Below are 13,799 nucleotides of genomic sequence, written 5' to 3'. Positions count from 1 at the left end.
GTAAGTGCTTGAAAAATAAGCGAAAATGGCGGATTGACCGCCTGAATCAAGAGAAGAGGAAGACATGATCGTCCTGAAGGCAACGCAAGAAAAACTGCTCTCGGTCCTGCAGTCGGTGGCAGGCATCGTCGAGAAGCGGCACACGCTGCCGATCCTGGCCAATGTGCTGCTGCGCAAGACGGCCGGCAACATCCAGTTCACCACCAGCGACCTCGAGATCCAGATCCGCACCACCGCCGACATGGACGGGGACGCCGGCAACTTCACCACCACCGTGGGCGCTCGCAAGCTGATCGACATCCTGCGCACGATGCCCAGCGACCAGACGGTGAGCCTGGAATCCAGCCAGAGCAAGTTGATCCTCAAGGGCGGCAAGAGCAAGTTCACGCTGCAGACGCTGCCGGCCGAAGACTTCCCGTTGGTGCAGGAAGCCCCGAGCTTCGGCCCCAAGTTCAACGTGCCGCAGAAGGCGCTGAAGGACCTGCTGAACCAGGTGAGCTTCGCGATGGCCGTGCACGACATCCGCTATTACCTGAACGGCATCCTGTTCGTCGCCGAAGGCAAGCAGCTCTCGCTGGTGGCCACCGACGGCCACCGCCTGGCCTTTGCCAGCGCCATGCTCGACGTGGAAGTGCCGCGCCAGGAAGTGATCCTGCCGCGCAAGACCGTGCTGGAACTGCAGCGCCTGCTGTCCGATGCCGAAGGTGCCATCGAGATGCAGTTCGCCAACAACCAGGCCAAGTTCGCGTTCGGCGGCATGGAGTTCGTCACCAAGCTGGTCGAGGGCAAGTTCCCCGACTACAACCGCGTGATCCCCAAGAACCACAAGAACAGCATCACGCTGGGCCGCGCGCCGCTGCTGGCCAGCCTGCAGCGCACCGCGATCCTGACCAGCGAGAAGTTCAAGGGCGTGCGCCTCAACGTGGAGCCGGGCACCTTGCGCGTCGCGAGCAACAACGCCGAGCAGGAAGAGGCCGTCGACGAGCTCGACATCGACTACGGCGGCGACGCCATCGAGATCGGCTTCAACGTCACGTACCTGATCGACGCCCTGGCCAACATGGACCAGGACATGGTGAAGATGGAACTGGCGGACGCCAACAGCTCCGCCCTGATCACGATTCCCGAGAACGCGAGCTTCAAGTACGTCGTGATGCCGATGCGCATCTGAGGGGGGGCACCCCGCCCCCAGCATGTCATTGCGGGCTTGGCCCGCAATCCATCCCCAGCTGCTGGAACGGCCGCGGGAGATGGATCCCGGGTCAAGCCCGGGATGACAAGGTCAAGTTGAAACAAAGCAGGTTATGGCTCAAGACATCACTCCCCCCGCGCCGCTCGGCGACGGCGAAGCCCCCAAGTTCACGGCCACCGGCGCGCCGGTGCCGAGCGGGGATGCGTACGGGGCGAGCTCCATCCAGATCCTCGAAGGCCTGGAAGCGGTGCGCAAGCGCCCGGGCATGTACATCGGCGACACCAGCGACGGCACCGGCCTGCACCACCTGGTGTTCGAGGTGGTCGACAACTCGATCGACGAGGCGCTGGCCGGCCACTGCGACGACATCGTCGTCACCATCCACACCGACAACTCGATCAGCGTCACCGACAACGGCCGCGGCATCCCCACCGGCATCAAGTGGGACGACAAGCACGAGCCCAAGCGCTCGGCGACCGAGATCGCGCTGACCGAGCTGCACGCCGGCGGCAAGTTCAACCAGAACAGCTACAAGGTCTCGGGCGGCCTGCACGGCGTGGGCGTGAGCTGCGTCAACGCACTCTCCAAGATGCTGCGCGTGGTGGTTCGCCGCGACGGCAAGGTGCACGAGCTGGAATTCAGCCGCGGCTTCGTGGTGAAGAGCGGCGAAGTGCACGAGGAAGCCAACCCGCAGACGGGCGAGAAGGCCCTGATCCGCCCCATGCACATCGTGGGCGACACCGACAAGCGCGGCACCGAGGTGCACTTCCTGCCGGACAACACCGAGATCTTCAAGGAAAACAACGATTTCCACTATGAGATCCTGGCCAAGCGCCTGCGCGAGCTGAGCTTCCTGAACAACGGCGTGCGCATCCGCCTGCTCGACGAGCGCACCGGCAAGGAAGACGACTTCGCCGGCGCCGGCGGCGTGAAGGGCTTCGTCGACTTCGTCAACAAGGGCAAGCAGGTGCTGCACCCCAACGCCTTCAACGCGGTGGGCGAGAAGCTGAGCGACCAGCAGACCATGATCGGCGTCGAAGTCGCGATGCAGTGGAACAGCGGCTACAACGAGCAGGTGCTCTGCTTCACCAACAACATCCCGCAGCGGGACGGCGGCACCCACCTGACCGGCCTGCGTGCCGCGATGACGCGCGTCATCAACAAGTACATCGAAGAGAACGAGCTGGCCAAGAAGGCCAAGGTCGAGATCAGCGGCGACGACATGCGCGAAGGCCTCACCTGCGTGCTGAGCGTGAAGGTGCCCGAGCCCAAGTTCTCCAGCCAGACCAAGGACAAGCTGGTCTCCAGCGAAGTGCGCGGCCCGGTCGAAGACGTGGTGGCCAACAAGCTGAACGACTTCCTGCAGGAGCGTCCCAACGACGCCAAGATCATCGTCGGCAAGATCATCGAAGCCGCCCGCGCCCGTGAAGCCGCGCGCAAGGCCCGCGAGATGACGCGCCGCAAGGGCGTGCTGGACGGCATGGGCCTGCCCGGCAAGCTGGCCGACTGCCAGGAGAAGGATCCCGCCCTGTGCGAGATCTACATCGTCGAGGGCGACTCCGCCGGCGGCAGCGCCAAGCAGGGCCGCGACCGGAAGTTCCAGGCCATCCTGCCGCTGCGCGGCAAGATCCTGAACGTGGAGAAGGCGCGCTACGAGAAGCTGCTGACGTCGAATGAAATCGTCACGCTGATCACCGCGCTGGGCACCGGCATCGGCAAGGCCGCGGTCGAGAGCGGCAAGAGCGGCGTCGACGACTTCGACGTCGCCAAGTTGCGCTACCACCGCATCATCATCATGACCGACGCCGACGTCGACGGCGCGCACATCCGCACGCTGCTGCTGACGTTCTTCTACCGCCAGATGCCCGAGCTGGTGGAGCGCGGGCACATCTACATCGCGCAGCCGCCGCTGTACAAGGTGAAGGCCGGCAAGGAGGAGCTGTACCTGAAGGACGGCTCCGAGCTCGACACCTTCCTGCTGCGCATCGCGCTGACCGGCGCCAAGGTGGAAACGGGCGGCACGGCCAACACCGTGATCGCCGGCGAAACCCTGGCCGAACTGGCGCGCAAGCACCAGGTGGCGGAGAACGTCATCAACCGCCTGGGCGGCTTCATGGACGCCGAGGCGCTGCGCGCGGTGGCCGACGGCGTTTCGCTGAACCTCGACACCGTTGCCGATGCGGAAGCGAGCGCCCTGGCGCTGCAGGCCAAGCTGCACGAGCTCGACAAGCTGACCAACGCCGCGCCGGCTGAAGTTGCCGGGGAATTCGATGCCCGCAGCGACAAGCCGATCCTGCGCATTTCGCGCCGCCATCACGGCAACATCAAGTCGAGCGTGATCACGCAGGACTTCGTGCATGGCGCCGATTACGCCGCGCTGGCCGAGGCGGCCAACACCTTCCGCGGGCTGCTCGGCGAAGGCGCGCGCGTGATGCGCGGCGAGGGCGAGCGCGCGAAGGAAGAAAAGGTCGGCGACTTCCGCCAGGCGATGCAGTGGCTGATCTCCGAAGGGGAGCGCGCCACCTCCCGCCAGCGCTACAAGGGACTGGGCGAGATGAACCCGCAGCAGCTGTGGGAGACGACGATGGACCCGACCGTGCGGCGCCTGCTGCGCGTGCAGATCGACGATGCGATCGAGGCCGACCGCGTCTTCACCATGCTGATGGGCGACGAGGTCGAGCCGCGGCGCGACTTCATCGAGACGAACGCGCTGCGGGCGGCGAACATCGACGTCTGAGATGGGGTGGCGTCACGCCACCCATGCTCCACCTCAAGTCGAGGGATCGAGCGCGCGGTCGGCGCTTGCCGCGCAGGCTTCCAGCGCATCGAGCAGATCGTCGACCGCGTACGGCTTGTTCAACACCTTGGCCGCCCCCAGCGGCTGCGAGCTGTAGCCGGTCGCGACCAGCGCCGGCAGCTTGGGGCAGTGCACGCGGCACCATTCGACCAGGTCCAGGCCGGTCATCGTGCCCGGCATGACGATGTCGGTGAAGAGCACGTCCGCCCCGCAGTCTTGCTGTTCCAGCAGCGCCCGTGCTTCGTCCGCAGTTCGGCACAAGGTGACCTGGTGGCCTTCGTGCTCCAGCGCACCGGGCACCACCGAGGCGACCAGCACGTCGTCTTCCACCATCAGCACGCGCAAGGGGCGCCGCGGCTTGCGTTCGCGCGCGACCGCCGGCGACTCGCCGGCCGTGGCCCGTGCAAGCGACATCGGCAACAGCAGCGTGACGCATGTTCCGTTCCCCAGCGTGCTGGTGATGCGCACGTCGCCACCCGACTGCCTGGCGAAGGCCTGCACCTGCGGCAGCCCGAGCCCGCTGCCGGCGCCGACGGGCTTGGTGGTGAAGTAAGGCTCGAAAACCCGCGCCAGCGTCTCGGCGTCCATGCCGTGGCCGGTGTCCTCCACGTCGATGCGCACCAGCGGCGCGCCGTCGCCGCCGCCGCCGTCGGACGCTCGCGCTTCCTGCGCTGCGCGCAAGGTCACGGTGCCGCCCTGCGGCATCGCGTCCCGCGCATTGAAGACGAGATTCAGCAGCGCCAGTTCCAGCTGCACCGGATCGGCATGCAAGGGAGGCAGCGCGGGGTCGATGTCGATGCGCAGCGCGACGCGTTCGCCCAGCGCCTTGCCGGTCAGCTCGCGCGTGCGCAGCAGCAGGTCGGCCAGGTCCACGGCCTGCGGACGCAGCTGCTGCGTCCGCCCGAAGGCCAGCATCTGGCGGACCTGGTCGGCTGCCTTGCCGCAAGCAGCCATCGCGGCTTCCAGCGAACGCGAATAGCGCCCTGCCGGCACCGACCGGTACACGACCTGCAAGCCCATGCTGATGGTCTGCAGCAGGTTGTTGAAGTCGTGCGCGATGCCGCCGGTGAGGCGGCCGATCGCTTCGTGCTTGCGCGCCTCCAGCAGGCTCGCTTCGGCCTGGCGCGCTTCGTCGACCGCGCGCGCGACTTCCAAGGCGAGCTCCTGCTCCGCGTGGCGTGCGCGCACGCCGGCGCCGTGCAGGACGGCGCCCACCTGGTCCACCTCCGCCACGCCGGTGTGCAAGCGCTCCGGCACGCGCTGCGCGAGCAGCTCGCCCGCCGCATGGTTCAAGGCCCGCACCGGCCGGCTGATGCTGCGCGCGGCCATGGCCGCCAGGCCCAGGCCGAGCGCCAGCAGCAGCGCGGAGACCAGCGACGCGCGCACGGCCAGCCGTTGCGCCGCCTCCTGCAGCTGCGCTTCCGGCAGGGCCACCACCGCCGACCAGCCAAAGCGGCCGGGCGGCGCCAGGTAGGTGAGGCTGGCGACGCCGTCGAGCGTGACCGTGCGCATGAAACCGCTGCCGCGCCGTGCCGCCAGCGCCCGCAGCTCCGCGTTGCTGGGCTGCACACCCATGTAGCGCTCCGCATCGCGGCTGCGGCCCATGACGCGCAGCTGGGCGTCGAGCACCGTGGCCAGGCCGTTCGCGCGGTACGGTTGCTGCGCGATGACTTCCTGCACCCGCGCGGGCAGGAAGGTGACGCCCACGTTGAACTGCGGCGTCGCCACTCCGGCCTCGGGCACCAGCACCGCGATCGCGGGATTGCCGGACACCGGCCCTTTCAGGACGAAGGACACGCCCATGCCGCGCTCGACGAACAGCGAGCCGGGCCGGCGCGCAACGGTCAAGGGCGCAGGCTGCGCGGTGTAGGCGTACTGGCGTTCGCGGTCGACCAGCAGCACCGCGTCGTCCGACCCCTCGACGGCCAGACGGGCCTCGCGCAGGAACGCTTCGAAGTCACGCGCCTTGAGCGAGGGCAGCGCCGCAAGCGCCTTGCCGAGGCTGACGCGCCGATCGAGCTCCGCCTGCATGGCGTAGCTGAGGGCGTTGGCCTGCTGCCGCAGTTCGTCGCGGGCCGCGCTTTCCTCGCGTTCATAGGCAGCCCGCGCCTGCAGGCCCAGGGCGATCACCGCCGGCACCCAGAGCGCCAGCAACAGCAGCACGAGGCGTGAGCGGATGCTGGCGGGCGGGCGAACGAGGGGCATGGCGGCGCAGTCTAGCCGAGCATGCGCTCCAGCGTCATGCCTTCCTGCTGAGCCACGACCGCAAGGGGGCTCTTGAACAGCACGCGGCCCCGTCCTACAAACCAAAGAGGCGTTCGCCTCGTATCCCTTCCACGCCCGCCCGTCGGCCGGCGACAGGAGAGGTCATGTTTTCCACCCCCATCCGCCTTCGCGGTGCCGGCCAGGCACTGCGGACGGCTTCGCTCGTCCTCGGGCTCGCTTCCAGCGCGGCGGTCATGGCCTCCAGCCACCGCGAAGCGCCCTTCGTCGCCGGGCAGCGTCAGGTCGACGCGACGGACCTGTACATGTTCCGCAGCTACGAAACGGGACGGCAGGACTACGTCACCATCATCGCCAACTACATTCCCTTCCAGGATCCGCAAGGCGGGCCGAACTTCTACATGTTCGACCCGAACGCGCTGTACGAGATCCACATCGACAACAACGGCGATGCGCAGGAAGACCTCAGCCTGCAATTCCGCTTCACCAACACGTCCAAGGACGCGGCGCTGACGGTGGGCGGCAAGGCCACCAAGATTCCGCTCATCAACAGCGGCCCCATCAGCGGCGTCAATGCGTCCACGCTGAACGTGCGAGAGACCTACACCGTCGACCTGGTGCGCGGCGGCCGCCGCGCCGGCACGCGTTCCGCGGTCACGCCCACGGGCGGCACGGCCTTCGACAAGCCGGTGGACAACATCGGCGAGAAGAGCTTCCCCGGCGGCTATGCAGCCTACGCCAACCAGCACATCTACACGGTCGCCTTGCCGGGCTGCTCGGCCCCGGGCCGCGTGTTCGTGGGCCAGCGCAAGGAGCCCTTCTACATCGCGGTCGGCAAGATCTTCGACCTGTTCAACATGAACCCGCTGGGCCCGGAGGTCGGCGGCAACAACAACGACCTGGAAGGCAAGAACGTCAGCACCATCGCGGTGGAACTGCCGATCGCCTGCGTGACCACGACCGCCGACCCGGTGATCGGTGCCTTCACCACCGCCAGCGTGCGGCAGGCGCGGCTGATGGACGCCAAGCCCTCCACCGGCCTCGGCAAAGCCAGCAAGGAAGGCGGCCCCTGGGCGCAGGTCTCGCGCCTGGGCATGCCGCTGGTGAACGAGGTGGTGGTCGGCCTGGCCGACAAGGACAAGTTCAACGCCTCCAAGCCCAAGGACGACGCGCAGTTCCTCGACTACGTGACCAATCCTTCGCTGCCGGCCCTGATCGAATCCCTGTTCCCCTCCGCCAAGGCGCCGACCAACTTCCCCCGCACGGACCTGGTGACGGTGTTCCTCAAGGGCCTGGAAGGCTTGAACCAGCCGAAGAACGTGGTGGCCTCCGAGATGCTGCGGCTGAACACCGCGACGCCGCCCACCGCGGCCGCTGCGCAGAACCCGCTGGGCGTGGCCGGCGGCGACAACGCAGGCTTCCCGAACGGCCGGCGTCCCGCCGACGACATCGTCGACGTCGAGGTGCGCGTTGCGATGGGCGCCCTGTGCGTGCTGACCGGTGCGAACGACAGCCTCAAGGTCGGCTGCAAGCCGGCCGACGCGCCTGCGGGTGGCCTGGCCTTCACCGACGGCGTGCGCAAGAGCGCCGCCAACTACGGCACGGCCTTCCCCTACCTGACCGCGCCGCTGCCGGGCAACCTCAATCCTCCCGCGGCCGCCGGGACCACCTATCCTTGATCGCGAGGCGCCCATGAAGAAGACATCCCTTCGATCGGCGCTGGCGGTGCTCGCGGCCAGCGCACTGCTGGCCGCCTGCGGCGGCGGCGGCGGCGGACTCGAATGCTGCATCGCGCCGCCCGGCAACGGCGGCACCGGCAACGGCAGCGACCTTCCTTCCTCGGCGCTGCAAAGCGTCGAGGGCCTGGTCGCCTACGTCAAGGACCTCATCGCCAACGGCACCAACTCGACGGGCGAGCCCGTGGCGCTGGGCAACGTGGTGCTGCCCACCAGCGAGACGAGCGAGCCCATTCCTTGAGCGGGGCGGTGCGCAAGTTGCGCGCCTGGCTGGCCGCTGCGCTTTGCTGCGCGGCGGTCGTGGCGCAAGGGCACGAGTTCTGGATGCTGCCGGACGACTTCCGGCCGCCGCCGGGCGCGCCCTTGCGGCTCGCGCTGGCCGTGGGCGTGGATTTCCAGGGCGATCCGCAGCCCTTCTCGCGCGCGCTCGTCGCGCGTTTTCGCATGCTGACGTCCGGGGCGAACATCGACCTGCTGGCGCGCGTGCCGGCCGATGGCGCCATCGTGGCGCACAGCATCCGCATCGCGCGTCCCGGCGGCTACGTGTTCGCGCTGGACACGCATCCCAGCGCGATCGTGCTGGAGGCCGACAAGTTCAATGCCTACCTGCGCGACGAGGGCCTGCTGTCCGTGCTGGCGGCGCGCGAGCGCACGGGCATGAGCGCGAAGCCCGGGCGCGAGCGCTACCGCCGCAACGTCAAGGCGCTGGTGCGCATCGGCGACGTCGCCGATGCCGCCTTCACCCGGCGCACCGGCCAGCGGCTGGAGATCGTTCCGGTGAATGAGTCGCTGGCCGCAGGCGCCGCGCCCATGGGCTTCCAGGTGCTGTTCGACGGCGCCCCGCTCGCGGGCGCGCTGGTGAAGATCTGGCACCACGAAGCGGCGGCGCTGGCGCGAGAGCAGCAGGTCACCGATGCGCAGGGACGGGTCGCCTTCGCGCTGCCGCATGCGGGAACCTGGATGGCGAGCGTGGTCCACATGATCCCGGCCGAGGGCACGAACGACTTCGATTGGGACAGTTACTGGGGCAACCTGACCTTTTCGGCCGCGGGCGACTGAAGCCCCGGCGCGTCAGGCGCAGGTGCGCAGGTAGAGCAGGGCGCCCGCTTCGCTGTGGACGGCGCCGTGCGCGCTGCCCTTGCGCGCCACGTGGAAGTCGCCGGCACACAGCACCAGGTCCGGCGCGATCGTGAAGCTGCCTTCCAGCACCAGGCATTCCTCTCCCATGGCGTGCAGGTGGGCCGCGACGGAGGCGCCGGGCGCGAGTCGTACCAGCGCGCATTCGGAGTCACCATCGCGCGCCAGCAACTTGCGCTCTACGCCCGGCGACAGCACTTCCCAGCCGCCCTGGCCGGCCCGCACCGTCTCCTTCGGCGCTGCGTGGGTGCGGATCGTCGCGAGCACGCGGGCCCGCACGCGCGCGAGCAGGGCCGCATCGTCGTCGCGCGGCGCGGACTGGAAGCCGGGATGCCTCATGCGGCCGCCCTCGGTTCCACGGCGGCCTTGGCGGCGGGCGCGGAACACGCGATGAAACGCGCGCGCAGCTTCTCCTGGGCACGCTGCATGATGGATTTCACGGTGCCCAGCGGAAGGCCCATGGTGCTGGCAATCTCCTGCTGCGTGCGCTCGCGGAAGTAGGCAAGCCCGACCACCGTGCGCTCGTGCGCGCTGAGCGAAGCGCCGGCCAGCGACAGGTGCACCAGCCGTGCATCCTGCGCGCGTGCAAAGAGTTGCTCGGGGCCGTCGGCCGGATCGGGAATGTCATCGAGGGTGTCGTCGACCGGCGTGATGCGGGCGGCGTTCCGCTTGTCCTGCCGCAGGTGGTCCAGGGCGCGGCTGGTGGCGATGACGCGCAGCCACACCATCACGGGACCGCGGTTCGCATCGAACGCGGCGAGGTTGTGCCAGACCTGCAGGAAGACCTCGGTGAGCACGTCCTCGGCCTGGCCGTCGACCACGAGCCGCCGCACATGCGCGAGCAGCACCCGGGCCGTCTTGTCGTAGAGCTCTTCGAAGGCGCTCGTGCTGCCGGCCCGCGCGGAGGCGATCAGCGTCGCCAGGCAACGGTTCTCCTCTTCCCACTGCGCTGCGCGCACGGGAGAGGCACCTGTCTCCGGGCAATCCTGCATGTCGCTTCCCTCGCCAGACGCCGACTCTAGGTCGCGCCACCACCCCAGCCTGTAAGACGAATGCGCGTTGTTTCGCCTAGATGCATTCGCGGCCATCCGGCGCCGCGCCGCGCAGGAAGATCAGCGCGCCGGCGTCGGTGGTGATGGGCGCATGCAGCACGCCGGCCAGGCCGACGTGGAAGTCGCCTTCCTCGACCACGAGCTGGTCGCCGATGCGCAGCCGGCCGCGCAGCACCAGGCACTCTTCGTCCTGCGAATGGCGGTGCCCCGGCAGCACCGCGCCGGGGGCGAGCTCCAGCAGGTACGAGAGGGTGCCGGCCTGCTCGTATAGCACCTTGCAGCGGATGCCGGGCAGGAACGGCTGCCAGCCTTCGGCGCCGCCGCGCACGGTCAGGTGCTGCGCCACCACGTCATGGGCGACGCGATCCAGCACCCTGCGGCGCACGCGCTGGATCAGGCTGTCGTCGACGGGGTTGCCAGGTTCGTTGCTCATGGTCGGGCTCGGGTCATGATAAACCCGGGCCGATCACCGCATGGCCGCCAGGCGGCGGGCGAGCGCGTCCAGCCAGTCGCAGGCCGCCATGCGCGCGTGATCGAAGCTGGCCGCATGCTGCCAGGCCTGGAGGTAGAGGGAAGCCATGAACTCCTCTGCTTCGCCCTCGCCCACCAGTTGCCGCGCCAGCGCCAGCGACCAAGGCGCCGACCGCAGGTAGAAGTCCTCGAATGCATCCACGTCACCTTGCGCGGCCCGGGCCAGCAACGCCGCCCACGCGCTGGGTTCGCCTTCCATCTCCTGGTTCACTGTCACTCCGTCTTGCCGGTTTCCTGGGAGCAACGGATACGGAGGGGCTCCCCGCGCTGGATGCGGCGAGGCTTGGGCCGGGGCCACGCAAGCCCCAGATCCAGGAATATTTGATGGCTGGGAGAGGGGCGGCCGACCGTAAGTACGACAGCCATAGACCGTTCCCAAGACACGGCAAATTGCGCTTCAGTTGCTGAGTCGATTGGGGATTAGGACGGCATCGAGCTGTTCCTTGGTCAGAATCCCGAGCTCCAGGGCAACTTGATCGATGGATACACCGTTCGCCACAGCGGTCTTGGCAATCAACGCGGCTCGCTCGTAACCGATGAGGGGATTCAGTGCTGTAGCGAAAGTCGCGGATTCGCGCACGCGACGCGCAAGCAGCTCCACGTTGGCCTCGATGCCATCGACGCAGTGGCTCGCCAAGGTCAGGCAGGCGTTCGCTAGATGATCGATGCTCTTGAACAAACTCCAGCCGATGATGGGTTCAAAGGCGTTCAGTTGGAGCTGACCTGCCTCCGAGGCCATCGTCACAGTCAAGTCGTTGCCTATCACCTCGAATGCCACTTGATTCACCACTTCCGGTATGACGGGATTGACCTTGCCAGGCATGATCGACGAGCCTGCCTGTCGAGCAGGCAAACGGATATCGCCAAAGCCCGCCTGCGGTCCGCTCGAAAGCAGCCGCAGGTCGTTGCAGGTCTTGGAAAGCTTTGTCGCAACCCGCTTCAGCACCCCGGAGAGTTGCACGAAGGCACCCGTGTCCTGCGTTGCCTCGACGAGATTCCTGGCCTTCTTCACCGGCACACCGGACTCCTTGGCAATCAGCTCGCAGACCAGGTCCGCGTAACCTGGTGGTGCATTGATGCCAGTGCCGACAGCCGTGGCGCCCATGTTGATTTCCTGGATAAGTGCACGAGCCTCCCGCAGCCTGGCTTCGTCCTCTTCCAGCATCACCGCGTACGCAGAAAACTCCTGGCCCAAGGTCATCGGAACCGCATCTTGAAGTTGGGTACGACCGATCTTCAAGATGCTGTCGAACTCCTCCGCCTTTCGCTCGAAGGCTTGCCGCGCCACCCGCATCGCGTCGAGCAAGCGACCGATGCCCATCCACAGCCCCAGGCGAACTGCAGTCGGGTAGGTGTCGTTCGTGCTTTGGGAGGCATTGACGTGGTCGTTCGGATGCAGCAGGTCATACCGTCCCTTTTCCTGCCAGAGGTGCTCGAGCGCGAGATTGGCGAGCACCTCGTTGACGTTCATGTTGGTCGAGGTGCCTGCGCCTCCCTGGATGACGTCCACGATGAACTGGTCCTGGAACCGCCCAGCGATCAGGAGCTCGCAGGCCGCACAAATTGCCGCACACCGCTCGCGATCCAGGATTCCGAACTCGAAGTTGGCTTGAGCAGCAGCCTTCTTGACGAAGGCAAATCCCCGAATGAGTTCCGGCATCGCGGAGATCGCCGTCCCCGAAATCGGAAAGTTCTCGACGGCGCGGGCTGTATGAATCCCCCAATAGGCGTCGCCCGGAATATGCCTCTCCCCGAGGAAGTCACGTTCAATTCGCATGTGGCTTGTCATAGGACTCTCGCGGGGGAATTCGGGTCAGGTGGCCGCCGCTCCGAATGGCACTTGCTTGTGGCCATAGCGCCGCACACGGATGTTGGCCTGCTCGCCGTGGCCGGTGAAATGCTCGAGCGCGCAAAGGCGGGAACAATATTCGCCGATCATCGACGACGCCGCGTCGGTGAGGACACGTTGGTACGTGCACGTCTTCAGGAACTTGCCGACCCACAGCCCGCCGGTATACCGCGCCGCACCCGAGGTCGGCAGCGTATGGTTCGTCCCGATGACCTTGTCGCCATACGCCACATTGGTCCGCTCCCCGAGAAACAGCGCCCCGTAGTTGCGCATGTTCTGCAGGAAGAAGTCGGGGTTCTTGGTCATGACCTGCACATGCTCCGAGGCAATGCGGTCACCTTCGCGCACCATCTCTTCGTCGGAATTGCAGACGATGATTTCACCGTAGTTTTCCCAGGCGGTGCGGGCGATGGGCGCCGTGTCCAGCTTCCCGAGCAGCACTTCGATCTGGGCCATTGTGTCCCTCGCCAGCTTCTCCGAGGTGGTCACGAGCACGGCAGGTGACGTGGGTCCGTGTTCGGCCTGGCCCAGCAGGTCGGTCGCCACCAGTTCACCGTCGACCGTGTCATCGGCAATGACCAGGGTTTCCGTCGGCCCGGCGACCAGGTCGATGCCGATCCGGCCGAACAGTTGACGCTTGGCCTCGGCCACATAAGCGTTGCCGGGACCCACGATCATGTCCACCTGCGGGAATTCGCCGACTCCCATGGCCATGGCGGCAACAGCCTGGACGCCGCCGATGCAGTAGATCTCGTCGGCGCCCGCCAGGTGGATGGCGGCGATGACCGCCGGACTCGGGCGGCCTTCGTAAGGGGGCGAGACGGCAATCACGCGCGGTACGCCGGCGACCTTGGCGGTGACCACGCCCATGTGCGCCGAGGCCACGAGCGGATACTTGCCGCTCGGGATGTAGCAGCCGACGGATTGCACGGGAATGTTCTTGTGGCCAAGGACGACGCCGGGCAGGGTTTCCACTTCGATGTCGCGGATCGCTTCACGCTGGTGTTGGGCGAAATTGCGCACCTGTGTCTGCGCGAACTTGATGTCCTCGATCTCCCTCGGCGTCAGTTGAGCGAGGCATTCCTGGATCTGGGCGTCGGTCAGGCGGAAGCTGGCCGGATCCCACTTGTCGAACTTCTTCGAATAGTCGCGCACGGCGTCCATGCCGCGCGTCGAGATGTCCTTCAACATGCCTTCGACGGTCTTGCGGACATGGGTGGTGTCGGCCTCGCCGGACGGCTTGGTCGTGGGGGATTTCAGGGAGTAGGCCATGACGTTCCTT

The 13,799-nt window shown here is 67.2% G+C and carries 12 protein-coding genes; 5 read left to right on the top strand and 7 right to left on the bottom strand.

The features are described 5' to 3' along the window. Positions 1-64: 64 nt before the first annotated feature. Together dnaN and gyrB are read left to right on the top strand one after the other, a co-directional pair. Positions 65-1,171, top strand: coding sequence for a DNA polymerase III subunit beta (dnaN, locus tag LZ009_RS17685; protein ID WP_275699287.1), 1,107 nt, complete (start codon positions 65-67; stop codon positions 1,169-1,171). A 133-nt stretch (positions 1,172-1,304) separates the two neighbouring features. Further along, entirely contained in the window at positions 1,305-3,929 is a 2,625-nt protein-coding gene (gene gyrB, locus LZ009_RS17680; protein WP_275699286.1) for a DNA topoisomerase (ATP-hydrolyzing) subunit B, read from the top strand. A gap of 33 nt (positions 3,930-3,962) precedes the next feature. On the opposite strand, the gene LZ009_RS17675 is transcribed toward gyrB, so the two are convergent. Then, positions 3,963-6,194 (bottom strand): hybrid sensor histidine kinase/response regulator, encoded by a 2,232-nt coding sequence (locus LZ009_RS17675; protein WP_275699285.1) that lies wholly within the window; start codon positions 6,192-6,194, stop codon positions 3,963-3,965. Positions 6,195-6,358: 164 nt separating this feature from the next. On the opposite strand from LZ009_RS17675, the gene LZ009_RS17670 reads away from it, so the two are divergent. Genes LZ009_RS17670 through LZ009_RS17660 form a run of 3 tightly spaced genes read left to right on the top strand, consistent with a single transcriptional unit; the run spans position 6,359 to position 9,007 of the window. Then, positions 6,359-7,891 carry a DUF4331 domain-containing protein gene (locus tag LZ009_RS17670; RefSeq protein ID WP_430300388.1) on the top strand — a complete coding sequence of 511 codons (1,533 nt, stop codon included), beginning with the start codon at positions 6,359-6,361 and terminating at the stop codon, positions 7,889-7,891. Between the two features lie 13 nt (positions 7,892-7,904). Continuing rightward, entirely contained in the window at positions 7,905-8,189 is a 285-nt protein-coding gene (locus tag LZ009_RS17665) for a hypothetical protein (RefSeq protein ID WP_275699284.1), read from the top strand. An 8-nt stretch (positions 8,190-8,197) separates the two neighbouring features. Next, positions 8,198-9,007, top strand: a complete 810-nt coding sequence (locus tag LZ009_RS17660) for a DUF4198 domain-containing protein (RefSeq protein WP_275699283.1) — start codon at positions 8,198-8,200, stop codon at positions 9,005-9,007. A 12-nt stretch (positions 9,008-9,019) separates the two neighbouring features. Here LZ009_RS17660 and LZ009_RS17655 read toward each other — a convergent pair whose 3' ends face one another. From LZ009_RS17655 to hisD, 6 genes are all read right to left on the bottom strand, one after another. Further along, positions 9,020-9,424, bottom strand: coding sequence for a cupin domain-containing protein (locus LZ009_RS17655; protein WP_275699282.1), 405 nt, complete (start codon positions 9,422-9,424; stop codon positions 9,020-9,022). Beyond that, positions 9,421-10,044 carry an RNA polymerase sigma factor gene (locus LZ009_RS17650; RefSeq protein ID WP_275699281.1) on the bottom strand — a complete coding sequence of 208 codons (624 nt, stop codon included), beginning with the start codon at positions 10,042-10,044 and terminating at the stop codon, positions 9,421-9,423. The genes LZ009_RS17655 and LZ009_RS17650 overlap by 4 nt, the downstream gene beginning before the upstream one ends. Before the next feature lie 109 nt (positions 10,045-10,153). Next, on the bottom strand, positions 10,154-10,570 hold the full coding sequence (locus tag LZ009_RS17645) for a cupin domain-containing protein (protein WP_275699280.1): 417 nt from the start codon (positions 10,568-10,570) through the stop codon (positions 10,154-10,156). A gap of 33 nt (positions 10,571-10,603) precedes the next feature. Further along, positions 10,604-10,879 (bottom strand): sigma-70 family RNA polymerase sigma factor, encoded by a 276-nt coding sequence (locus tag LZ009_RS17640; protein WP_275699279.1) that lies wholly within the window; start codon positions 10,877-10,879, stop codon positions 10,604-10,606. 186 nt (positions 10,880-11,065) lie between these two features. Then, positions 11,066-12,445, bottom strand: a complete 1,380-nt coding sequence (locus LZ009_RS17635) for an aspartate ammonia-lyase (RefSeq protein ID WP_275699278.1) — start codon at positions 12,443-12,445, stop codon at positions 11,066-11,068. A 36-nt stretch (positions 12,446-12,481) separates the two neighbouring features. Beyond that, positions 12,482-13,789 carry a histidinol dehydrogenase gene (hisD, locus tag LZ009_RS17630; RefSeq protein WP_275699277.1) on the bottom strand — a complete coding sequence of 436 codons (1,308 nt, stop codon included), beginning with the start codon at positions 13,787-13,789 and terminating at the stop codon, positions 12,482-12,484. Positions 13,790-13,799 lie beyond the last annotated feature (10 nt).

Origin of the sequence: Ramlibacter paludis (assembly GCF_022012305.1) — a bacterium.
Taxonomy (GTDB): Bacteria; Pseudomonadota; Gammaproteobacteria; order Burkholderiales; family Burkholderiaceae_C; genus Ramlibacter; species Ramlibacter paludis.
The sequence above is the reverse complement of the archived record's forward strand: the minus strand, read 5'-3'. Positions and strand labels throughout refer to the sequence as shown.